The organism is Micromonospora trifolii, from assembly GCF_050516465.1.
Lineage (GTDB): Bacteria > Actinomycetota > Actinomycetes > Mycobacteriales > Micromonosporaceae > Micromonospora > Micromonospora trifolii.
Genome location: NZ_CP191526.1, coordinates 6,028,188 through 6,049,968 on the forward strand (window position 1 = coordinate 6,028,188; position 21,781 = coordinate 6,049,968).

General features: G+C 70.8%; 19 protein-coding genes. 9 read left to right on the forward strand and 10 right to left on the reverse strand.

Going from position 1 to position 21,781, the window contains the following annotated elements:
- Positions 1-104: 104 nt before the first annotated feature.
- The 6 genes from ACQRWP_RS28065 (at position 105) to ACQRWP_RS28090 (ending at position 6,297) form a co-directional block, all read left to right on the forward strand.
- Positions 105-1,712, forward strand: coding sequence for a protein kinase family protein (locus tag ACQRWP_RS28065; protein ID WP_430499022.1), 1,608 nt, complete (start codon positions 105-107; stop codon positions 1,710-1,712).
- 43 nt (positions 1,713-1,755) lie between these two features.
- Positions 1,756-2,466 (forward strand): RNA polymerase sigma factor SigM, encoded by a 711-nt coding sequence (sigM, locus tag ACQRWP_RS28070; RefSeq protein WP_430499023.1) that lies wholly within the window; start codon positions 1,756-1,758, stop codon positions 2,464-2,466.
- Positions 2,463-3,473: a hypothetical protein gene (locus ACQRWP_RS28075; RefSeq protein ID WP_430499025.1), complete on the forward strand. Its 1,011-nt coding sequence runs from the start codon at positions 2,463-2,465 to the stop codon at positions 3,471-3,473. The genes sigM and ACQRWP_RS28075 overlap by 4 nt, the downstream gene beginning before the upstream one ends.
- 183 nt (positions 3,474-3,656) lie before the next feature.
- A complete protein-coding gene (gene trxB / locus ACQRWP_RS28080) occupies positions 3,657-4,607 on the forward strand; it encodes a thioredoxin-disulfide reductase (RefSeq protein ID WP_430499027.1) in 951 nt (316 codons plus the stop codon).
- 31 nt (positions 4,608-4,638) lie between these two features.
- The gene (trxA, locus tag ACQRWP_RS28085) at positions 4,639-4,962 is read left to right on the forward strand and encodes a thioredoxin (protein WP_430499029.1); all 324 of its coding nucleotides are present in this window, start codon (positions 4,639-4,641) and stop codon (positions 4,960-4,962) included.
- A 171-nt stretch (positions 4,963-5,133) separates the two neighbouring features.
- On the forward strand, positions 5,134-6,297 hold the full coding sequence (locus ACQRWP_RS28090; RefSeq protein WP_430499031.1) for an N-acetylmuramoyl-L-alanine amidase: 1,164 nt from the start codon (positions 5,134-5,136) through the stop codon (positions 6,295-6,297).
- Positions 6,298-6,311: 14 nt separating this feature from the next.
- On the opposite strand, the gene ACQRWP_RS28095 is transcribed toward ACQRWP_RS28090, so the two are convergent.
- Positions 6,312-6,977, reverse strand: coding sequence for a GNAT family N-acetyltransferase (locus tag ACQRWP_RS28095; RefSeq protein WP_357178691.1), 666 nt, complete (start codon positions 6,975-6,977; stop codon positions 6,312-6,314).
- A 294-nt stretch (positions 6,978-7,271) separates the two neighbouring features.
- Between ACQRWP_RS28095 and ACQRWP_RS28100 the strand changes: the two genes are divergently transcribed.
- Complete coding sequence (locus ACQRWP_RS28100; RefSeq protein WP_238681542.1) at positions 7,272-8,585, forward strand: PLP-dependent aminotransferase family protein; 1,314 nt, start codon at positions 7,272-7,274, stop codon at positions 8,583-8,585.
- Positions 8,586-8,592: 7 nt separating this feature from the next.
- The gene (locus ACQRWP_RS28105; protein WP_430499033.1) at positions 8,593-9,594 is read left to right on the forward strand and encodes a D-alanine--D-alanine ligase family protein; all 1,002 of its coding nucleotides are present in this window, start codon (positions 8,593-8,595) and stop codon (positions 9,592-9,594) included.
- A gap of 86 nt (positions 9,595-9,680) precedes the next feature.
- Here ACQRWP_RS28105 and ACQRWP_RS28110 read toward each other — a convergent pair whose 3' ends face one another.
- The 9 genes from ACQRWP_RS28110 to rpmH form a co-directional block, all read right to left on the reverse strand.
- Positions 9,681-10,706 carry a hypothetical protein gene (locus ACQRWP_RS28110; protein WP_430503313.1) on the reverse strand — a complete coding sequence of 342 codons (1,026 nt, stop codon included), beginning with the start codon at positions 10,704-10,706 and terminating at the stop codon, positions 9,681-9,683.
- Between the two features lie 1,656 nt (positions 10,707-12,362).
- Positions 12,363-13,397 carry a ParB/RepB/Spo0J family partition protein gene (locus tag ACQRWP_RS28115; RefSeq protein ID WP_430499035.1) on the reverse strand — a complete coding sequence of 345 codons (1,035 nt, stop codon included), beginning with the start codon at positions 13,395-13,397 and terminating at the stop codon, positions 12,363-12,365.
- Positions 13,398-13,424: 27 nt separating this feature from the next.
- Positions 13,425-14,750 (reverse strand): AAA family ATPase, encoded by a 1,326-nt coding sequence (locus ACQRWP_RS28120; protein WP_430499037.1) that lies wholly within the window; start codon positions 14,748-14,750, stop codon positions 13,425-13,427.
- A 256-nt stretch (positions 14,751-15,006) separates the two neighbouring features.
- A complete protein-coding gene (gene rsmG / locus ACQRWP_RS28125; protein ID WP_430503314.1) occupies positions 15,007-15,717 on the reverse strand; it encodes a 16S rRNA (guanine(527)-N(7))-methyltransferase RsmG in 711 nt (236 codons plus the stop codon).
- Positions 15,718-15,871: 154 nt separating this feature from the next.
- On the reverse strand, positions 15,872-16,489 hold the full coding sequence (locus ACQRWP_RS28130; RefSeq protein ID WP_091397533.1) for a protein jag: 618 nt from the start codon (positions 16,487-16,489) through the stop codon (positions 15,872-15,874).
- Between the two features lie 212 nt (positions 16,490-16,701).
- Positions 16,702-17,691, reverse strand: a complete 990-nt coding sequence (yidC, locus tag ACQRWP_RS28135) for a membrane protein insertase YidC (RefSeq protein ID WP_430503315.1) — start codon at positions 17,689-17,691, stop codon at positions 16,702-16,704.
- A gap of 2 nt (positions 17,692-17,693) precedes the next feature.
- Positions 17,694-17,978, reverse strand: a complete 285-nt coding sequence (yidD, locus tag ACQRWP_RS28140; RefSeq protein ID WP_430499039.1) for a membrane protein insertion efficiency factor YidD — start codon at positions 17,976-17,978, stop codon at positions 17,694-17,696.
- Positions 17,975-18,391 (reverse strand): ribonuclease P protein component, encoded by a 417-nt coding sequence (gene rnpA / locus ACQRWP_RS28145; RefSeq protein ID WP_430499041.1) that lies wholly within the window; start codon positions 18,389-18,391, stop codon positions 17,975-17,977. Before rnpA ends, yidD begins: the two co-directional genes overlap by 4 nt.
- Positions 18,392-18,425: 34 nt before the next feature.
- Complete coding sequence (gene rpmH, locus ACQRWP_RS28150; RefSeq protein ID WP_007453904.1) at positions 18,426-18,563, reverse strand: 50S ribosomal protein L34; 138 nt, start codon at positions 18,561-18,563, stop codon at positions 18,426-18,428.
- A 509-nt stretch (positions 18,564-19,072) separates the two neighbouring features.
- On the opposite strand from rpmH, the gene dnaA reads away from it, so the two are divergent.
- Positions 19,073-21,019, forward strand: a complete 1,947-nt coding sequence (gene dnaA / locus ACQRWP_RS28155) for a chromosomal replication initiator protein DnaA (protein ID WP_430499043.1) — start codon at positions 19,073-19,075, stop codon at positions 21,017-21,019.
- Positions 21,020-21,781 lie beyond the last annotated feature (762 nt).

The window sequence follows — 21,781 nt, forward strand, 5'->3', positions numbered from 1 at the left end:
GACGGGCAACCCGGGTAAGGTCGCTCTCGACGGGTACGGCAGGGGCCGACGCTGGGCGTCGACACCGGTCGGCCGGTTCCTTCAACGGCAGAGCGGGAAGCCACATGCCCAGCAGTTCGGGTTCATCGATCGACACGATCACCGAGGGAGGACGGGTGACCCAGGTCGGCGAGGGTCAGGAGGCGGACGAAAGCGCTCCTCCGGTCATGACCTTCGGTGCTCCCACGGCCGGTGAAGTCCTCGCCGAGCGGTACGAGCTGGTTGAGCACATCAACAACGACAGTGCGGGTCGGCTGGTCTGGCGCGGGGTCGACGTCATCCTGCGCCGTCCCGTTGCCGTGGTGCTGCGTTACCCGGGTGGCGACTCCGCCACCGAGATGCTCCAGGCCGCCGTCGCGGCCAGCCGGGTCATCCACCCCAACCTGGTCGGCGTCTACGACGCTATCGACGAGGCCGACCGGGCGTACGTGGTGCGCGAGTGGGTCGACGGGCAGTCCCTGCGGGACCTGGCGACCGACGGCCCCCTGGACCCGGCTCGGGCCACTGCCATCGGCAACGCCGTCGCGAGCGCGCTCGCCGCGGTGCACGCCACCGGCATGGTGCACGGCAACGTCCACCCCGGCACCGTCATGATCAGCGATGAGGGCCGAGTGGTCCTGGCCGACGCCCGCACCGACGGCGCCGACAGCCAGGAGAACGACATCCGGGCGGTCGGCGGTGTCCTCTACTTCGCGCTGACCGGTTCCTGGCCGCACGCCGAGGCACCACTGCACGGTGCCACCGCCGGCCACGGCCGCGCCGCCATCCCGGACGCTGTTCGGGACGCCGGGGGCGCCATCGCGGCACCCCGCCAGGTTCGGGCGGGCGTTCCGGCGTACCTGGACGACCTGACCATGGACCTGCTCGACGCCGAGATCGCGCCGCCGTCCTCCGACGTACTCGCCGCCGAGTTGGCGCGACTCGACGTGCCGGCCGAGGACGACCACTACCTCGACAACAGCGGGCCGCTGCGGTTCGCCGCCGAAACCGGGGAAGAGCCGTCGCCGCTTGCCGCGGCCGGCGGTCGCAAGGTCGCCGTCGGCATCGCTGGTCTGCTGGCCGTCGCCCTGGTCGGTCTGCTGATCGGGATCATCGCGCTGGGCGGCGAAGACAAGGACCCGCAGCCCACCCCGGCCGCCGCTCCGACCTCCAGTGCCCCGGCCGGCGACGCCACCCCGGCCGCCGTGACGGCCCGCAAGCTGACAGTGAAGAACGTCCGGATCATCGACCCGGACAGCAGCAATCGCAGTGAGCTCGACGACGCCGATAAGGTCATCGACGGTGACGAGGACAAGGGCTGGGAGACCGAGACCTACAAGAACAAGCCCAACTTCGGCAACCTGAAGAAGGGCATGGGCGTCTGGATCGACCTCGGCGAGCCGCACACCGTCAAGTCGGTGCAGGCGGTCCTGTCGGCCACCAACGCGTCCGCCCAGCTGCTCGCCGGCACGACGAACCCGGAGTCCAGCTCCAACGGTGACAAGCAGCTGGTCGCGAGCTACAAGACCGCCATCGGCCAGCCGTTCGAGGACCACGACGGCACCACCATGACGTTCAACGGCTTCGAACCCGACCAGAAATACCAGTACCTGCTGTTCTGGATCACCGAGCTGCCGCCGGCCGAGGACGGTTTCAAGCTGGGGGTGCAGGAGATCACGGTCCAGGGGTCGTGAGCCGGGCACCACGATCCGGGCACCGCACGCACTGGACGCGGTGATGGACGGGCGCGCCGCCGCAAGTGATCTGGAGCTGCTGCGCGCGCACGTCGCCGGAGACCGGGACGCCTTCGCCGAACTGTTCCACCGGCACCGCGACCGGTTGTGGGCGGTGGCCCTGCGGACGCTCGGCGACCGCGAGGAGGCAGCCGACGCACTCCAGGACGCCCTGCTGTCGGCGCATCGGGCCGCGGCCCGCTTCCGCGGCGACTCCGCCGTCACCACCTGGCTGCACCGGATCGTGGTCAACGCCTGCCTGGACCGGATCCGACGTCGGCAGGCGCACCCCACAGTGCCGCTGCCGGACGGCAACCGGGCCGACGACGGCACCGGCGGGCTCGAGCCGGCAGCACCGGTGACGGACCACGACACCGTGCTGGTGGTCCGCGAGGCGCTCGCCGCGCTGCCCCTTGAGCAACGCGCCGCGTTGGTGCTGGTCGACGTACAGGGTTATCCGGTCGCCGAGGTCGCCCGCATCCTCGGGGTCGCCGAGGGCACTGTGAAGAGCCGATGTGCCCGGGGCCGGGCGCGGCTGGCCGTGCTGCTCGGGCATCTCCGCCCCACCGCCGTCGCGACGCCTTCGGCCCGACCAGACCCCGCCGCCCCGATCACGGGCGTGCCCGGCGTCACGCCGGGGAACCCCGGCCCGGTGGAGGGCGTCGGATCGGGGTCAGGTCGATACCGGCGGGACGCCAACCAGGAGGACACGTGACGACCGAGGGGTTCCGGGAGGTCGACGCCGACCTCCTCGCTGACTACCTCGGCGGGGCGTTGGACGGCACCCCGCAGCAGGACGAGGTCGCCCGACTGGTCTCCGCGGACCCGTCCTGGGCCGAGGCGTACGCGCTGCTGGCCCCCGCCGTGACCGAGGTCCGGGCGGACCTGACCCGCTGGGCCGAGCCGTCTCCGGAGATGCCGCCGGCGATCACCGACCGACTCCTGGCCGCGCTGGCCGCCGCGGAACCGACGAACGACACCTCGACCGAGGAGGCACCCGCCGCCGATCGGGACGGCGACGCGGCGACGCCGTCGGTCGTACCGGCGCAGGGCGGGGCCGGTCGCCGTCCCCCCGTCCCCATGCCCGGCGGGTCGGAGCGCTGGGCGTCCACCGGTCCGGGCCGCCGCCAGCGCGGCTGGGCCCGCCGGGGCGCACCCGTGGCCGCCGCCGCGATCGCCGTCATCGCCGTCGCGCTGGGCCTCAACCAGCTCTCGATGCGGGCGTCGGACGACTCCGGTGGCACCAACGCCATGAATCAGCCGGCCAGCGCGCCCGAGGGCGCCGCGGGGGCCGGGACGGCCCGCACCACCGGGCCGGCACTGCGCAGTGGTACGAACTACACCCCGCAGACCCTCGGCAACGCCTACGGCACGGACGCGCCAAGCACACCGGCTGCCAGCCGGGCGACCGGCAACACCCCGGGCAAGCAGCCGGAGGTGGATGCCGAGGGCGGACGCCGTCCCTCTCCCGACGGGTCGGATCAGCTGGCCCGCCTGAGCGACGAGGCCGCGCTGACCAGCTGCCTGGCCAGCGTCGCGGCGGAACACGGATCGGCCCCACTGGTGGTCGAGGTGATCGACTACGCGCAGTTCCAGGGCGAACAGGCGCTGGTCATCCACTTCACCGACGCGACCGGAGCGCGGTGGGCCTGGGTGAGTGGCCCGGAGTGCGGAGTGCCTGGGTCCGGCTCGGACAGCCGGTATTCGTCGCGGGTAGGGTGAATCCACGGTCAATGGCACGATGACCCCCCACGTGACCTGACCCACCGGATGCCCGGCTCGGGAATCCCCGGTTCGTACGATGACGTTCTGGAAGTCAGCTGCCGGCCCCACCCAGGCGTCGGCGACTCGGATCAGCATCGGTGCTCGCGCCGACGCCGAACACACACAACTCGGGAGACGGCAGTGGACGAGGTCCGCAACCTGATCATCATCGGCTCCGGGCCGGCCGGCTACACAGCGGCGGTCTACGCCGCACGTGCCAACCTGAAGCCGCTGATCATTGAGGGCGTGCAGTCCGGTGGCGCGCTGATGACCACGACCGAGGTGGAAAACTTCCCCGGCTTCGCCGACGGCATCCTCGGCCCCGAGCTGATGGACAACATGCGCAAGCAGGCCGAGCGGTTCGGCGCCGAGTTCCTCACCGACGACGTGACCCGGGTCGAGCTGGTGGACACCGGTGACGCCGGCTCCGGCGCGGTGAGCACCGTCTGGGTTGGCGAGACCGCCTACCGGGCGCGATCCATCATCCTCTCCACCGGTTCAGCCTGGCGTCCGCTGGGCGTGCCCGGTGAGCAGGAATACCTGGGTCACGGCGTCTCCGCGTGTGCCACCTGTGACGGCTTCTTCTTCCGCAACCAGCAGATCGTGGTCGTCGGCGGCGGCGACTCGGCGATGGAGGAGGCCACCTTCCTCACCCGCTTCGCGGAGTCGGTGACCATCATCCACCGCCGCGACTCGTTCCGGGCCAGCAAGATCATGGCCGACCGGGCGCTGAGCAACGAGAAGATCAAGGTCGAGTGGAACAGCACCGTCGAGGAGGTCCTCGGCGAGGACGGCAAGGTCACCGGCGTACGCGTCCGTAACGTGCACACCGGCGAGACCAAGGTTATGGACGTGACCGGCGTCTTCGTCGCCATCGGTCACGACCCTCGCAGCGAGCTGTTCCAGGGCCAGGTCGAGCTGGACGACGAGGGCTACGTGAAGGTCCACGCCCCGAGCACCAGCACCAACGTGCCCGGTGTCTTCGCCGCCGGCGACGTGGTCGACCACACCTACCGTCAGGCGATCACCGCGGCCGGCACCGGTTGTGCCGCCGCGCTCGACGCCGAGCGGTTCATCGCGACGCTCAGCTGAAACAAGGAACACATCCCGGAGGAGGGGCATAGTGGGATCAACCAAGGCGGTCACCGACAAGAGCTTCGTCGCTGACGTGCTGCAGGCCGACAAGCCGGTGCTGGTGGACTTCTGGGCGGAGTGGTGCGGGCCGTGCCGCAAGGTGTCGCCGCTGCTCGAGGAGATCGCCCGGGAGATGGGTGACCAGGTCACCATCGTCAAGCTCAACATCGACGAGAACCCGGAGACCGCCCGGGCCTACCGGGTGATGTCGGTGCCGACGCTCACCGTCTTCAAGAACGGCCAGCCGGTGCAGTCGATCGCCGGTGCCAAGCCGAAGGGCGAGCTGGTCCGGCTCATCGAATCGGCCCTCTGACCAGCAAAAACATCAACCGAACCCCGTACCCGCTCGCCGGGTGCGGGGTTCGGTGTCTTCCCGGCCGCACCGCCGACGGATTTCTCGGCCCCAGCCACCTCGCCGCCCCGGAACGCATAGCCTCAAGCCTGGGCCGCCCGGCCAGCCAGCGTCGTGCAGAGGGGGTCGTGCGTGCGTCCGATCCGACCCGGTGACCGGGGACCCGCGGTCACGGAGATCCGTACCATCCTGACCGGCCTCGAACTGCTGGCCGCCGCCGGCCCGCAAACCGACGAGTTCGACCTCGACACCGAGCGGGCGGTCCGCGCGTTCCAGCAGTCGCGGGGGCTCAGTGTGGACGGCCGGGTCGGCGCGGAGACCTGGCGTGCCCTGGATGCCGCCCGTTGGCGGCTCGGCGCCCGCACCCTCTACCACGCGGTCCCCGAGCCGCTCACCGGCGAGGACGTCCGGTCGCTACAGGAGCGACTGCTGGAGATGGGGTACGACGTGGGCCGCGCGGACGCGATCTACGGTGTCCGGACATCGCGGGCGGTGGCCCAGTTCCAGCGTGAGGTCGGGCTCACCCCGGACGGCTCCTGCGGCCCACACACGATGAACGCGCTCCGCCGGATCGGCCGCAAGGTTGTCGGGGGTCGCCCGCAGTGGCTCCGCGAATCCGACGCGATCCGGCAGTCCGGGCCGGCGCTGGTCGGCAAGACGGTCGTCATCGACCCGGGCCATGGCGGCACCGATCCCGGGATGGTGGTACCCGACGGCTCGCTGCGCTGGACCGAGGCGGACCTGGTGCACGACCTGGCCAGCCGACTGGAGGGGCGGCTCGCCGCCTCCGGGGTGCGAGTGCAGCTCACCCGGGGCCCGTCGCCCGACAGTTGCCTGCCGGACTCCGACCGGGCCCTGCTCGCCAACTCCCTCGGCGCCGACGTGTTCATCTCGCTGCACCTGGACGGCCACGCCAACCCCGATGCGGAGGGCGTCGCGACCTACCACTACGGCACCGACAACGGGGTGACCTCGGCGACCGGTGAACGCCTGGCCGGGCTGGTGCAGCGGGAGATCGTCGCCCGCACCGGGCTGCGGGACTGCCGCACCCACGCCAAGACGTGGGAGTTGCTGCGACTGACACGGATGCCCGCCGTCCGGGTCGAGGTCGGCTATCTCACCTCACCGACGGACCGCGCCCACCTTGTCGACCCCCGGTTCCGGGACCGGGTGGTGGAGGCGATCGTGGCCGCGGTGCAGCGGATGTACTACCCGATCGAACGGGACGTCCCGACCGGATCGCTCGACGTCAGCGAACTGCGTGCCGTGGTGACCGCCGGCACTGTGGTGGACTGATTCGCCGCCGGGCGTCAGCCGTTGGTGGAGCGGGTGGCCGGGGCCGGACGGACCGGCCGGAGCAGGGTTTCCGGGCTCATCGACCCGAGCAGCTTCTCCAACGCGTACTCGACGTCGGACTTCCAGCTCAGCGCCGTACGCAGCTCAAGGCGCAGCCGAGGGAAGCGCGGATGCGGACGTACGGTCTTGAAGCCCACGGAGAGGAAGAAGTCGACCGGGGCCACGCAACCGCCGGCGGGGTCGTCCGTATCGCCGAACTTGGCGTCGCCGAACGCCTCGATGGCCTTGATCCCACGCTTGGTCAGATCCCGGGCGACACCCTGCACCAGCATTCGGCCCAACCCGCCGCCGGAGAACGCGGCGACCACGTTGGCGGTCATCAACAGTGCCGCGTCCGCGGAGACCGGGGAGGTCGGGAACGCCATCGAACGAGGCACGTAGGCGGGCGGGGCGTACATCACGAAGCCGGCCGGCATGCCGTCGACGTACGCGAGTTTGCCGCAGGAGCCCCACTCCAGCAGCGTCTGGGAGACCCATGCCTCCTTCTCCAGGCCCGGATCGCCAGCGGCGCAGGCCCGGTCCGCGGAGACCGGATCGAGTTCCCAGTAGACGCACTGCCGACACGGGCGCGGGAGGTCTTCCAACGTGTCGAGGGTCAGGCTGACCAGACGTCGCGACATATGGCGCATCCCCACAATAGGCTCGGTGGTGAGAGCGGCATGGAACGACAGCGCCGCCTTCCTGCCCCGACGAGCGATCGTACGCCGCCGATCGGCGATACGGGAGGGGACGCGCAGATGCCCACCTCAGCGGGGGACGCCGAGGACGGTCCGCCATGTGGTCGATCTGCCTCGGCACGGCGGCAGCACGACTCTGGCGGACTACGATCGACAATCGGTGTGTCCGCCGCCATGGTCAGCGGTGTGCGGGGTACCCGGAGCGGGAGCCACTCGAGCAGCGATCGAGGTGAGGTCATGACCGGCACGACACTCGACGACTACACCGACCGGTACGCCCGGCGGGTACGCGGGATGACCGCCTCCGAGATCCGAGCTTTGTTCGCGGTGGCCAGTCGTCCGGAGGTCGTCTCGCTCGCCGGTGGCGCACCGTACATCGCAGCCCTTCCGCTGGACGCGGTCGGCGAGATGCTCGGCCGGCTCGGCTCCGAGCACGGCGTGACCACCCTCCAGTACGGCATCGGCCAGGGCACCCTCGAGCTGCGCGAGCGGATCTGCGAGGTGATGTCACTCTCCGGGATCGACGCCGCGTGCGGGGCCTCCCCGGAGGACGTCGTGGTCACGGTGGGCGGGCAGCAGGCACTGGACCTGGTGGCCCGGCTCTTCCTCGACCCGGGAGACGTGGTGCTCGCCGAGGGGCCGACGTACGTCGGTGCGCTCGGCGTGTTTCAGGCCGCCCAGGCGCAGGTCGTCCACGTACCGATGGATGCGGACGGGCTGATCCCGGAGGCACTGGAGACGGCCATCGCCGACCTGGCCCGCGCGGGCCGGCGGGTCAAGTTCCTCTACACGATCCCCACCTACCAGAACCCGACCGGCGTGACGCTCAGCGAGGAGCGTCGGGAACGGGTGCTCGACATCTGCGAGCGCGCCGGCCTGCTCGTCGTCGAGGACGACCCGTACGGCCAATTGGGGTTCGAGGGTGAGGCCCCGGCCCCCCTGCGGGCCCGCCGCCGCGACGGCGTCTTCTACCTCAGCACGTTCTCCAAGACCTTCGCCCCCGGGCTGCGGGTCGGCTGGATCCTGGCGCCGCACGCGGTCCGCGACAAACTGGTGATCGCCAGCGAGGCGCAGATCCTCTGCCCCAGCGGTTTCGCCCAGGCCGCGGTGGCAACCTATCTGAGCACGATGCCCTGGCGGCAGCAGCTCAAGGTCTATCGCGAGGTCTACCGGGAACGCCGGGACGCCCTGCTCGACGCGATGGCCGACCTGATGCCCGAGGGCACCAGCTGGACCACACCGGCCGGCGGTCTCTTCGTGTGGGCCAGCCTGCCGGACGGGCTCGACTCGAAGGCCATGATGCCGCGAGCGGTCGCCGCCCGGGTCGCTTACGTTCCCGGCACCGGCTTCTACGCCGACGGCACCGGCACCGACGCCATGCGGCTCAACTTCAGCTTCCCGCCGCCGGAGCGGATCCGCGAGGGTGTCCGCCGGCTGGCCGGTGTGATGGAGCAGGAGATCGCGATGCGCCGGGTCTTCGGTGCCGTGGGTGGCGCCGCCGGCCGACGCGGCCGGGCCGGCTCCGACGTGCCCGGGCCCGACTTGGCATGATGCCGGCATGGGTACGACCGCCGAGCGCCTCCTCGTGACCGATTCCGCCATCTCGGCCGACCTGCGCGTCGTGGTGCTCGCTGGCGGGCTCTCCTACGAACGGGACGTGTCGCTGCGCTCCGGTCGTCGGGTGCTCGACGCGCTTCGCGCTGTCGGGGTGGAGGCCGAGCTGCGAGACGCGGACGTGGCGCTGCTGCCGGCGCTCGCGGCCGACCCGCCGGACGCGGTGGTGATCGCACTGCACGGCGCGACCGGCGAGGACGGCTCACTGCGCGGGGTGTTGGACCTGTGCGACGTCCCGTACGTCGGCTGCGACGCTCGTGCCTCCCGGGTCGCCTGGGACAAGCCCTCGGCCAAGGCGGTGCTCCGCGAGGCCGGCATCCCCACCCCGGACTGGGTGGCGCTCCCGCACGATCGTTTCTCCGAGCTTGGCGCGGTCGCCGTCCTGGACCGGATCGTCGACCGTCTGGGCGTACCCCTGATGGTGAAGCCGGCGCAGGGCGGGTCCGGGCTGGGCGGGGCGGTGGTCCGGGACGCGGCCGCGCTGCCCGCCGCGATGGTCGGCTGCTTCGCGTACTACTCCACGGCGCTGGTGGAGCGGTACGTGCCGGGGATGGATGTGGCGGTCTCCGTCGTCGACCTCGGCGACGGCCCCCAGGCGCTGCCGCCGGTGGAGATCGTGCCGCGCAACGGCGTGTACGACTACGCCGCCCGCTACACCGCAGGCCGGACCACCTGGCACGCCCCGGCCCGGCTGGACCCCGAGGTGGCTGCCACTGTCGCTGATGTGGCCCTCGCCGCGCACACCGCGCTCGGTCTACGGGATCTCTCCCGCGTCGACGTGATCGTGGACGCGGGAGGTCAGCCGCACGTGCTGGAAGTCAACGTCTCGCCCGGCATGACGGAGACGTCACTGCTTCCGCTCGCCGTGCAGGCAGCCGGGCTGGACTTCGGCCGACTCCTCGGCACCCTGGTCGCCCGAGCAGCCGCCCGCCTCACCAAGCACTGACCTACCCGCCAACCCGTCGGACCGCGGCACCGCCCGTGGGACGACCATGAGGTTGGCCTGTCGGGGTCAACCTCATGGTCGCCAGATCAGTGGGTCGCGCGTACGTCGGGTGTGTCGCTGCCGTTGGCGCGCGCGGCTGCCCCCGGAGTGCCGGTGCCCCCGACGCCGTTCTCGGGGATGCTCTCGCTGCCGGCCTCCCCGGAGGCTCCCCCGTTGGCCGGCCCGGACGCGGCCGGGCTGGCGGGACCAGCCTCGTCGGCGCTTGCGCTCGCTGGGCGAACGTGGGCCCCGCCGGTGGGCGTCGCCGCCGAGCCGACGATGTGAGTTCCTCCGGTGGGCACCTCCGCCTGGCCGACGTGGAGTCCGTCGGTGGCCGTCGTGGTAGCGCTGCCGGATCCTGCGGCGGTGGAGTCCTGGGCGGCAGCGGCGGGGGTCCCGGGTAGATCGGCGGCGGACGCCGTCCGAGCGGGTCCAGCCGCGGGACCGGTGACCGTGCCAGCCCGGGCGGGTTCAGCCGTCCGGTCGGTGACGGTGGTCGTCGTGGAGCCGGCATCGGCGTTCGGGTCCACGACCGGATCGGCCGCAGGCCCGCTGTCGGCGTCGGCCGGATCAGGAGTGGAGTCGAGCGCTGGTTCCGGGATCTCCTCTGCCGCCTCGATGACCGAGACCGACTCCGTCCCGGCTGCTGCAGCTGAGGCGGCCTCCGCTGCGGCAGCGGCATCCGCGGCAGCGGACTGGGCCAGCAGACTGGACGGCGCCTGCCACTGGATGCGGGGCGGCTCGGCGAGCGGGCGGCCACCGAACTCGGCGAGCCAGGCGGCGACGAGCGCCAGATTTTCCCGCCACTGCGCCTCGGAGATCGGCGGCAGGATCGAGTCCCACAGAGACAGGAACGTGCCCCGCAGCTGAAGGCGGCCGTACGGGCGGGCGAGGAACCACATGTGCAGATGAGCCGAGCCGTCGCCCCAGCGATTGACGTGCACCCGCGCCACGCCGTCGAGCGACCGGATGGCCCGCTCCAGACGTACGGTCATCACCCCCAGCTCGGCGGCCAGCAGGTTCGGCAGGTCGCCGAGGTCGAGGTGGGTGCGCGATTCCAGGATGAGCACCATGGGCAGGCCGGTGGGCCGGTCCATGGCGCGGACCCGCCACCGCTCGCCCACCCAGATGTAGGCGTCGTCGGGTGCGTTGCAGGCGGTGCATTCCCGGAGACCCTCGCCCTTCCGGGGCGGTTCGACCGGGACCGGATCATCGAGTTGCTTCACGTGGAGGTCACCCTCGAAGGGAAATGACGGCCACTGGGTGAAGTCCGGGACTGAGGGAGGGTTGTCGTGCACGACGCTGACCCTAACCGAGTCTGGCACCGCTGTCCCTACCTGTTCGAGCGGTCCCGGGCCACCGGATCGGTGCCCGCCGTCGACCAGGTCCGCGTGGTCGCGCGGGCACCGAGAGGCGATATCCACAGGCTGCCGAGATCCTGAACACAGGCCGTCATCCACAGGCTCACACCCGCTCCCACGCGCTGTTTCACGTGAAACGGGGGGTGCCTGTGGACAACCGGTGTGGATAACTTTTCGGCCGGTCGGTCGTTGTCCGCGAACCGCCAAATGGGCGGAATCGATGGCCACCGGGGAGGGGATGGACGAGGGCTCCCCGATCGGCACCGCATGCCGCCGCCGGCGCGGTACCCAGTCGCCGTTGACCGTTCGCTGGCCCGTTTGGCGTGCGTCGGGGGTGACGGCTTGGCTCGTTCGCGGACCGGTGTCAGCACAGACCTCGGCCTGGGTGACCTGGACGACCGGACGCTCCGGACGCCCAAGCACGGGGAGATCCATTCGCAGCACCGACGTCGAACGTCTGAAGACGGGAAGGCGACTCCGCTTGACCGCCGCTCCGACCCCCGTGGTGTTCGGTCGGCGCCACCGGGCCGCTGACTCGGTTTCACGTGAAACGGCGCGCCGGGCGGCGAAGTCGGTCCGGCGGTCCGGGGCCGGGCGGCGAAGGCGAGCCGGCAGTCCGGGGCCGGGCTCCAGCTGGCCTGTCGCTCGTACACCCAGTTCTTGCGGTCCGGCGGTCCGGCGGACTCCCGCCAAGGTCGTTGCGAGCCTGCTCCGCCAGACTGACCGCGATCGTGACCCTCGGCCCACCTGTGGATGACCACGGAGACGGCGTTTCACGCCACTCAGCGGCTCGCTAGCGCTTTGATCGACGCATGGGGTGGTTGCGGTCGAGTGGACCATTCCCGAGCCTTCTGCGACGCGTGTAGAGGATCCGCTCGGCGCCCGCACTCACCCAGCGGCCGCCGCAGCCGCCCGCCACCGCGTCCGCTCCACCACTAGCCGCTCACCACGCCGGAGCTCGTCGCCCATTCACCGCGCCCACCGCCCGCCGCGCCCACCGCCCGCCGCGCCCACCGCCCGCCGCGCCCACCGCCCGCCGCGCCCACCGCCCGCCGCGCCCGCCTTCCGCCGCCCGCCGCCCGCCTTCCGCCGCCTGCCGCCCGCCGCCCGCCGCCCGCCGCCCGCGGATTGTGCTGTCGCGCGTGCGGGCCGGCGCGACCGACCCATCCCGCCACCAATCTCCGCCGACTTCTCCTGCCGCCAGAGAGGCACGCCGAGTGGCTGGGCGAGCCGAGGACGACGGCGAACAGCAGAGCATGCCGGTCCGCTGAATCAGAGCCGCCGGCTGTTTCACGTGAAACGCGACGACCCCGGAATGCAGAACGGCCGCGCCCCCAATGGGTAGCGCGGCCGTGGGCGAGCGGGGAGTCAGTCCTCCCCGCCCTCCTCCTGTTGCACTCCGATGATCCCGACGATCCGCTCAAGGTCGTCCACCGTCGCGAACTCGATCGTGATCTTGCCCTTGCTCCGGCCGATGTCCACCTTCACGCGGGTGTCGAACCGGTCGGACAGCCGATCGGCGAGATCGGTCAGGGCCGGAGCGTGCGCCTTGGGTCGCCGTTTCGCGGCCTGGCCCTTCGCCGGGCCGTCGTTGAGTGCCAAGGCCACGATCTCCTCGGTCGCCCGAACCGACAGTCCCTCGGCAACGATCCGCAGGGCCAGCTGTTCCTGCGCCTCCGCCTCGTCGAGGCTCAGGAGAGCGCGGGCGTGCCCCGCCGACAGGATGCCGGCGGCAACCCGGCGCTGCACCTGTGCGGGCAGGTTCAGCAGTCGGATGGTGTTGGAGATCTGCGGGCGGCTCCGGCCGATCCGGCGGGCCAACTCCTCGTGGGTGGCACCGAACTCCTCCAGCAGTTGCTGGTAGGCGGCGGCCTCTTCCAGAGGGTTCAGGTTGGCCCGGTGGATGTTCTCCAGCAGGGCGTCTCGGAGCATGGCGTCGTCGCGGGTGTCCCGGATGATCGCCGGGATGCTCTCCCGCCCCACCGCCTGGGCGGCCCGCCAGCGCCGCTCGCCCATCACTAGTTCGTACTTCTCGTCGTCGAGCTGCCGAACGACGATGGGCTGGAGGAAGCCGACCTCCTGGATCGACGTCTTCAGCTCCTCCAGCGCCTCCTCATCGAAGACCTGGCGGGGCTGCTTCGGGTTGGGCATGATCGCGTCGACCGGGATCTCGGCGAATCGAGCACCGGGCACCGGGCTCAGCACGGGCTCCGGGCTCAGCACGGGCTCCGGCTGGCGGACTGGCGCTCCGGCGGGCACAGCGGCGACGGCGTCGCTGCCGCCGTCGTCCAGGTGCTCGTTCTCCGGCTCGGCCGTCGCGGTGCCAGCGGCAGCCGGCGCCGGCCCGGTCGGGATCAGCGCCCCCAGGCCCCTACCCAGACCGCCCCGAGGACGGTTCTTCATGCCACGCCTCCCAGCGACTCGTCCGCACTACGCATTCCGGCCCACCGGCTCCTTGACGCCCCGCTCGGCGATTTCCTGGGCGGCCTCGAAGTAACTCGTGGCGCCCCGCGAACCGGGATCGTAGGTCATCACCGACTGGCCGTAGCTCGGTGCCTCGGAGACCCGGACGTTGCGGGGGATGACCGCCTGCAGAACCTTGTCGCCGAAGTGGTTCCGGACGTCCTGCTCGACGGCGTCGGCCAACCGGGTGCGGCGGTCGTACATGGTCAGCAGGATGGTGGAGACGTCGAGCTTCGGGTTGAGGTGCTGGCGTACCAGGTTGATGTTGTTGATCAGCTGGTTGAGCCCTTCCAACGCGTAGTACTCGCACTGGATCGGGATCAGCACCTCCTGCGCGGCAACCAGAGCGTTGACGGTGAGCAGGCCGAGCGAGGGCGGGCAGTCGATGAAGACGTAGTCGAACTCGCCCGGGTAGGCGGCGATCGCCCGGTCCAGGCGCGACTCCCGGGCCACCACGGAGACCAGCTCGATCTCCGCGCCGGCCAGGTCGATGGTCGCGGGTACGCACCAGAGGTTGGGGATGCCCTCGACCGCCTGTGCCACCTCGGCCAGCGGCACGCTGTTGATCAGGCAGTCGTACACGTCGGGGATGCCGGTGTGGTGCGGGACGTTGAGCCCGGTCGAGGCGTTGCCCTGCGGGTCGAGGTCGACCACGAGCACCCGGTTGCCGTGCAGGGCGAGCGCCACCGCAAGGTTGACGGTGGTGGTGGTCTTACCCACGCCACCCTTCTGGTTGGCGACGCACATGACCCGGGTCCGGTCCGGTCGAGGCATGGTCACCTCGCCACTGGGATTCAGGATCTGCACGGCGCGCATCGCCTCCATAGCCAACGGTGGGTCATCCTCTTCGCGCGTCGGGGTTTCACGTGAAACGTACGTGGGGTCGGCCGCCACGGCAGCCAACGACTCGGTCGAAGCGACCGGCGCGTCGGCGACCACCGGCGCGGCGTCCCGAACGGCCGCCGCAGTGGGTTGGTGTGGGACGGCCGGCTCGAAGCGAACCGCCGCGGCGGTGTTGCGGCGACCCGAGGTCGACCGCACCTCGGCGGCGTTCACCGGTCGACTCGACGCCTCCGGCGTCCGACGACCACTCGCCGGCTCCGGAATGGCCGAACCCTCCGGCCGCCCTGCGTCCGACGGCGGGTCGAGCGCTGCCGGCGGATCGCCGTCGGTAGGTCGGGTCGATGGCCCGGTCGCGCCGGGCGACCAGCTTGGGTAGTCGGTTTCACGTGAAACGGGATCGCTGGTCGACCCGGTCACGCGTGGATCGTCGTACCTGCCGTCGTCATGCACCTGTCATCCCTGCCCGCTTCGGATGGTCGGTCCGCGCCCCGGTCAACTTGGCCGCATCCTCGCCCGCAACCCGGAGCGTACGGCCCGCGGGAGCGGTCGGAGACCCGCGACGTCCGTCACCCGCTCCACACTATCGACGCGCGGTCAGCCTACGGCGGACGGGCGCGGCCGGTCCACGTCGGGTTCTCATCCCCTCGTCCATCCGTACCGGTACAACGAGGCAACCCACCGGCCGGAAGCCCGATGGCGCGAAGTGTCAGCCTCGGCGGGAGCGTCCGCCCCGGGCGCGCTTCTTGGCCGCCGGGCGGGCCGGGCCGACCATCCGCTCGCGCACGATCTCCACGACCGTGGTGGGAGGGTCGATCACCCCGACGCCGCAGAGCCGCACGGCCGGCTCTCCGCCGCCGAGTCGCGTGACCACGTCGGCGTGCTCCTCGATCTCGGCCGCGGCGGACGAGCCCTTGAGCGCCAGCAGCCGGCCACCGCGAACCGCCAGGGGAAGGCTCCAGCCCGCGAGCCGATCCAGGGGCGCGACCGCGCGCGCGGTCACCACGTCTCCGCTGATCGGCTCCCGGCCGCTCGACCCGCTGGCTGCCTCGTCGGCCCGGCCACGGAACACCCGCACCGACTTGGCCAGACCGAGTCGCTCGACGACCTCGATCAGGAACGACGTCCGTCGGGCCAGCGGCTCGATCAGGGTGACAGTGAGATCGGGGCGGGCGATGGCCAGGACGAGACCCGGCAGACCGGCGCCGGAGCCGACGTCGAGCACCGTCGCGCCGGACGGGATCCGCTCGGCGACCGCAGCGCAGTTGAGCAGGTGCCGATCCCAGATGCGGGGTGCCTCCCGAGGGCCGATCAGGCCGCGGACCACCCCGTCGGTGGCCAGCAGTTCGGCGTACGCGGCGGCCAGGTCGAGGCGGTCACCGAAGAGGGTCAGCGCGGCCGGGGCCAGCTCAGGCGGCAACGCCGCGTCGGCCGGCGACGGAGCGGTGTCACGGCCGGTCGACTCGGCGTGGGCGTCGGCGTCGAAGGGAGCGGGGCGGACAGCGGACGGCCCGGGCGGCGTGCCGCCCGGGCCGGACACGGCGTCAGCCGTGATGTCGTCGTGGGTCACCCGGTCAGTCCGCCGGCCGTACGACGATGCGCCGGTTCGGCTCCACACCCTCGGACTCGCTCGCAACGCCGGACATGGCGTTGACGACGTCGTGGACGCACTTGCGCTCGAACGCGGACATCGCCTCCAGGCGGACCGGCTCGCCGTACTCCTTGACCTTCTCGACAGCGTTCTTGGCGACCGCGGCGAGTTCCTTGCGGCGGTTCGCCCGGTAACCACCGACGTCGAGCAGCAGTCGGCTCGGCGTACCGGTCTGCCGGAAGACGGCAAGGCGGGTCAGCTCCTGGAGCGCCTCCAGGGTGGCCCCGCGCTGACCGACCAGATTCTGCAGCCGCTCGCCGACCACCTCGACCATCGGACGGCCGGCGGCGACCAGCTCGTCGATGTCGCCGTCGTAGTCGAGGATGTCGAGCAGGCCCTCGACGTAGTCGGCGGCGATCTCGCTCTGCCGGAACAGGTCGCCCTCGCCGACCGCCTTCTTCACCCGGGTGCCAGCGGCGGTGTCGGTGTCGTCGTCCGCCTCGGTGTCATCGGCTTCGGTGTCGTCGCCGTCCACCGCGAGCGTGGCGGTCTCCTCCTCGTCCAGGGACTGCTCGGCGCGGGGGATGCTGGTCTCGGTCACGGTCTCATCTCCGTACTCGCTCGGCCGGACCGTCGGGTCCGACTGGTTTCCCGGGGCCGGCGGGAGGTCGCCGGTGCCCACAGGCACGTCTGTACGGGCAGTGTCGCCCGTGGCCGCGCGGTGCGCGGTCGGTTCCGCCCGGCGCCGGCCGTACGGCGGCTGCGCGGTGCGGAACGGGCCGCCGCCGGATCACCGGCGGCGGCCCTCGCAGGTCAGCCCTGCCGCTTGGCGGGGCGGCTCTTCTTCGGGTTGTTCACCGGCTTGGCGCCCGGCTTCGGCCCGGCCACCTTGGGGGCCGTCGCCTTGACCGGCGCCGGCGGGGCCGCCTTGCCGCGGCCGAACAGGCCACCGGACTTGGCGGGCTGTACCGGGTTGCGGGTGGCGGCGGGGGCGACGGCCTTCTTGGCGGTCACCGGCGGCGGGAACTTCCGCAGTACCCACTGCTGCTGGCCGAGGGTGAAGAGGTTGTTGGTGACCCAGTAGATGATGACGCCGATCGGGAAGATCGCGCCGGAGATCAGCAGCGACGCGGGGATGCCGTAGAGCATCAGTCGCTGGATCATCCGCTGCTGCGGGTCCTCGGCCCAGCCGGTCTTGAGGATCATCTGACGGCTGGTCAGGTAGGTGGTCGCGATCATGACCAGGACCAGGACACCAGCAATGATCTTCACGGTGGTGCCGTTGGCGCCGAGGCTGGCCAGCTCGTCGGCCGTGGAGCCGAACTTGCCGGCGATCGGGGCGGTGAAGAGCTTCGCCTGCGAGGCGCTCTGGAACTGGTCGGCGGTCCAGCCGTAGAGGGTCTGGTTCTTCTTGTCCGGGTCGAGCCGGCGCAGCACGTGGAAGAGGCCCAGGAAGACCGGGATCTGAAGGAACATCGGAAGGCAACCCATCAGCGGGTTGGCCTTCTCCTTCTTGTAGAGCTCCATCATTTCTTTCTGGAGCGTCTCCCGGTCACCCTTGTGCTTCTCCTGAAGCTCCTTGACCTTGGGCTGGAGCGCCTGCATCGCCCGCTGGGACTTGATCTGCTTGACGAAGACCGGGAACAGGATCACCCGGACGGTGACCACCAGGAAGATGATGGACAGGATCCAGGCGAAGTTGGTGCCGATCACCGCGCCGACGGGCACCCCGATGGCGTCCCAGGCAGAGTGCCAGGTCAGCAGGATCCACGAAATCGCGTAGTAGATCCAGTCGAGACTCAGACTCAATTCGGGGCTCCAGTCACATCAGCACGACGGCGGCCGCCCGGCTCCGGCACCGGGTCATATCCACCAGGGTGAAAGGGGTGGCAACGCAACAGCCGCCGGACCGCCAGCATGGCTCCCCGGAGCGCGCCGTGCCGAACGACCGCCTCCTGGGCGTACGCACTGCACGACGGGTAGAACCGACAGCGAGCCGGCAGTGCCGGACTTATCCACCGACGGTACGCGATGATGGGCGCGATCAGCACCTTGGCACCTGTTGTCGACGGCCGTGGAATGCCGCTCATCGGGACCGCCGTTCGCGGGACGACCGGGCGACCGCGATGGCGGCGTCCAGGTCGGTGGCGAGCCGAGGGTACGACGCCTGCGCAGCGGCGGGGAGCGCCCGGACGACCAGGGTGCTGCCGGCGGGCAGGTCGGTCAACCGTTCCCGGACCAGCGCCCGCAGTCGGCGCCGGACCCGGTTACGGGTCACCGCGTTCCCGACCGCCTTGGACACGACGAAGCCGGCACGGGACTGCACGGACGACTGCTCCGCACTGTTGTCCCGTACCGGCTCCGGCGAGGTCGGTGTGCTGGGGTCGACGGTCACCGCCACGGCCAGGTGGACCACGACGGCGCCACGTCCGGCGCGTCGGCCACCACGAACCGCTGCGGCGAAGTCAGTGCTGCGCCGCAGTCGCTGTGCGGCGGCCAGCACGACTGCCCACGTCCCCTGGACCGGCCCGGTCGGCTCAGGCCGACAGGGTGGTGCGACCCTTGGCGCGACGGCTCGACAGGATGGCACGGCCGGCACGGGTGCGCATGCGCAGCCGGAAGCCGTGGGTCTTCGCGCGCCGGCGGTTGTTCGGCTGGTAGGTGCGCTTGCTCACGTCAGGCTCTCCGTTTTCGTACGCGCCCCGCGCGACGGGATCGCCGGGGTCGTGTGGTGGTCCAGGACACCTCGACGGTGGCCCACGATCGGTGCTGTCCGGCGGAGCGGGACCTCGGCGATGCGGGGATGCGACCGCGGACAGCAAGCACCCATCACCCTAGCAGAGGGCGAGAAAGCAGCCGTTCCAGCCTACGCAGGGGGGCAATGACCGTCAAACACCCCGAGCAGCGCAGAAACGGGACGCGCCCGAGGCCGAAGGGCGGTTTTCGCTGATGCCGACAAGGGCGCCGCCGCGTCGCCGGTTGATGGCGCAGGGACAACGCTGTTACCGTGCCCGATTGCGGTGAGCGTCGGAAGCTCCGGTCGTCGCGCAGGCAAGACCGGACATGGCAGTGAATCGTTCGGCACGGTGAACCCGCTTCAGCGCCCGTTCAGGCAGGGGCAGGTCCCACCCGCGTCCGGCGGCGGCCACAATCGGTCGGTACACAGGCTGTGGATAACTTGTGGATGACCACCGGTCGACCGTCCGGGTGGGTGTTGTTCCACCCGCGAACGCGGCGGGCCCGGGACGGCCGGCTGGCAGACAGCGGCGGCCGGGAGCAGAAGCGAGGGGGTGGCACGACGGTGGCCGGTACGACCGACCTTGCCGCAGTGTGGTTAGCGGCGACCGACGAGCTAGCCGACGAGATCATCTCCGCCCAGCAGCGTGCCTATCTCCGCCTGACCCGGCTGCGGGCGATCGTCGAGGACACCGCACTGCTCTCCGTTCCGGACGCGTTCACCCGCGACGTGATCGAGTCACGACTGCGCCCGGCGATCACCGAGGCGCTCACCCGCCGGCTGGGCCGGCCGATCCAGGTAGCGGTCACCGTCCGGGTGGCCGAGGACGCCACCGGCCGACCGGCCGGCACCGTCTACCGCAGCGCCCCGGAGACCGGGCAGCTCGACATCGACGGCCCCGGCATCGCGCAGTTCGACGACGACCAGGGCTCTCGACCGTCGGCCGACGCGATGATCCCTGAGCAGTCACCCGCGCCACGTACGCCCGATCCGGTGGCGCCGCCCGCGCCGGCGGGTCCGCCGCTCGCACCGCCTGTGGACGGGCATCGCGCGGGGTTGATTCCCGCCAGCAGGGACGGGCAGGAGGCGTTGTTCAGCGCCGCCTTCGCGGAGCCCCTGCGGCCTTCCCGACCGGGCCCGGACAGGCGCGGCTACGACGAGCAGGCCGCCCGCCTGGACCCGCCCGGCCCGGACACCCGGCCCTACGAGCCCCGCTACCGGGACGACTCGGCGTCGCCGCGCGACCAGCACGTGATCCGTTCGCTCCCCCGGGACAGCGGAACGGACAGCGGGCCCGGTCGCAGCGCGGTGGATCATCGGACCGGTGGTCGTGACGACCGTCGGTTGCCCGGTGCCGACACCGGCGGTAACCGGCTCAACCCGAAGTACATGTTTGAGACGTTCGTCATCGGCTCGTCCAACCGCTTCGCCCACGCGGCGAGCGTGGCGGTGGCGGAGTCGCCGGCCAAGGCGTACAACCCGCTGTTCATCTACGGGCACTCCGGGTTGGGCAAGACGCACCTGTTGCACGCCATCGGGCACTACGCCACGACACTCGGCAACGCCCGCTCGGTCCGGTACGTCTCGACCGAGGAATTCACCAACGACTTCATCAACTCGCTCCGGGACGACAAGACCAGCGCGTTCCAGCGGCGCTACCGCGACGTCGACATCCTGTTGATCGACGACATCCAGTTCCTGGAGAACCGCGAGCGCACCCAGGAGGAGTTCTTCCACACCTTCAACACGCTGCACAACGCCAACAAGCAGATCGTGATCACGTCCGACCGGTCGCCGCGCCAGCTCGCCACCCTCGAGGACCGGATGCGAACCCGGTTCGAGTGGGGGCTGCTGGCCGACATCCAGCCACCGGATCTGGAGACCCGGATCGCGATCCTGCAGAAGAAGGCGGCGCAGGAGCGGATGTACGCCCCGCCGGACGTGTTGGAGTTCATCGCCTCCCGGGTGTCGAACTCGATCCGGGAGCTGGAGGGTGCGCTGATCCGGGTGACGGCGTTCGCCAGCCTGACCCGGTCGACGGTCGAGCTGTCGCTAGCCGAGGAGGTGCTTCGGGACTTCATGCCCGACGGCGCCGGCCCGGAGATCAACGCCGACCAGATCATGGCCTCGACCGCTGACTACTTCGGGGTGAGCCTGGAGGATCTGCGCGGCCAGTCCAGGTCGCGGGTGCTGGTCAACGCCCGCCAGGTGGCCATGTACCTGTGTCGGGAGTTGACCGAGCTGTCGCTGCCCCGGATCGGGCAGGCGTTCGGTGGCCGGGACCACACCACTGTGATGCACGCCGACCGCAAGATTCGTCAGCAGATGGCGGAGCGCCGCTCGCTGTACAACCAGATCGCCGAGCTGACCAACCGGATCAAGCAGAACAGCTGAGCCGTACGACCGCCCTCGCGGCGGGGCACAGCCGCAGGACACGCCCGGCCGGATCTCCGGTCGGGCGTTCTTTTTTGGTAGGTCAGCTGGACTCTCGACATGGTGGAGACCACAGCATCGAGGCCGTGACCACCTCGATCCCCACTCGTTGTCCACAGCTCGTTATCCACCGTCGGTGGATAACTACGGTCCGTCCTCCGCCAGTTACCCACAGGCTGTGGAGAAACCCTGTGTACGAGGCTGTGGACGCCTGGGGACGACGGTCAGGTTATCCACCGATCATCATCAACCTGTGTACGAGCTGTTGAAGGTTCTGGGGATGACGGCAATGGTGATCTTCCCCGCGATCCACAGGCTTGGGGAGAAAGTCGGTGGATTACCGGTGGACAACCGGTGGACAACGGTGGACAACCGGCCGCCGTCGCCGGGCTGTGGACACACAAGCCGGTTGCACCCCCGGTTCTCCACAGCTAAATCACCGGTGGATAACCTGTCTGACCTGCGCAGACCTCGGTTTTCCACAGTTTGCACAGGTGCGATGAAGACGATGAGTTATCTCTTCTAAGAGAACAAAAACCAATCATCACCGTTGGGCTTTCTGTGGATCGGGCCGAACGCTGTCGGATCAGCCGGTCAGCATCGACACGATCCATGGGGTCGGGCGCACAGCCGATGTCCCCGCGCCCTAAGGTGCGATGGGTACCCGCACGGTCGGGCGGGACGGTAGGCAGCGGTCGGCATGAGAGAGTTGTCGCTGACGTC

What these genes read in the sequence shown, in the direction of transcription:
- ACQRWP_RS28095 (WP_357178691.1), bottom strand. Translation starts at nt 6,977, where the DNA reads ATGTCGCGACGTCTGGTCAGCCTGACCCTCGACACGTTGGAAGACCTC.
- ACQRWP_RS28105 (WP_430499033.1), top strand. Translation starts at nt 8,593, where the DNA reads ATGGGTACGACCGCCGAGCGCCTCCTCGTGACCGATTCCGCCATCTCG.
- sigM (WP_430499023.1), top strand. Translation starts at nt 1,756, where the DNA reads ATGGACGGGCGCGCCGCCGCAAGTGATCTGGAGCTGCTGCGCGCGCAC.
- ACQRWP_RS28100 (WP_238681542.1), top strand. Translation starts at nt 7,272, where the DNA reads ATGACCGGCACGACACTCGACGACTACACCGACCGGTACGCCCGGCGG.
- ACQRWP_RS28065 (WP_430499022.1), top strand. Translation starts at nt 105, where the DNA reads ATGCCCAGCAGTTCGGGTTCATCGATCGACACGATCACCGAGGGAGGA.
- ACQRWP_RS28110 (WP_430503313.1), bottom strand. Translation starts at nt 10,706, where the DNA reads ATGGTGCTCATCCTGGAATCGCGCACCCACCTCGACCTCGGCGACCTG.
- ACQRWP_RS28115 (WP_430499035.1), bottom strand. Translation starts at nt 13,397, where the DNA reads ATGAAGAACCGTCCTCGGGGCGGTCTGGGTAGGGGCCTGGGGGCGCTG.
- dnaA (WP_430499043.1), top strand. Translation starts at nt 19,073, where the DNA reads ATGACCACCGGTCGACCGTCCGGGTGGGTGTTGTTCCACCCGCGAACG.
- yidD (WP_430499039.1), bottom strand. Translation starts at nt 17,978, where the DNA reads ATGAGCGGCATTCCACGGCCGTCGACAACAGGTGCCAAGGTGCTGATC.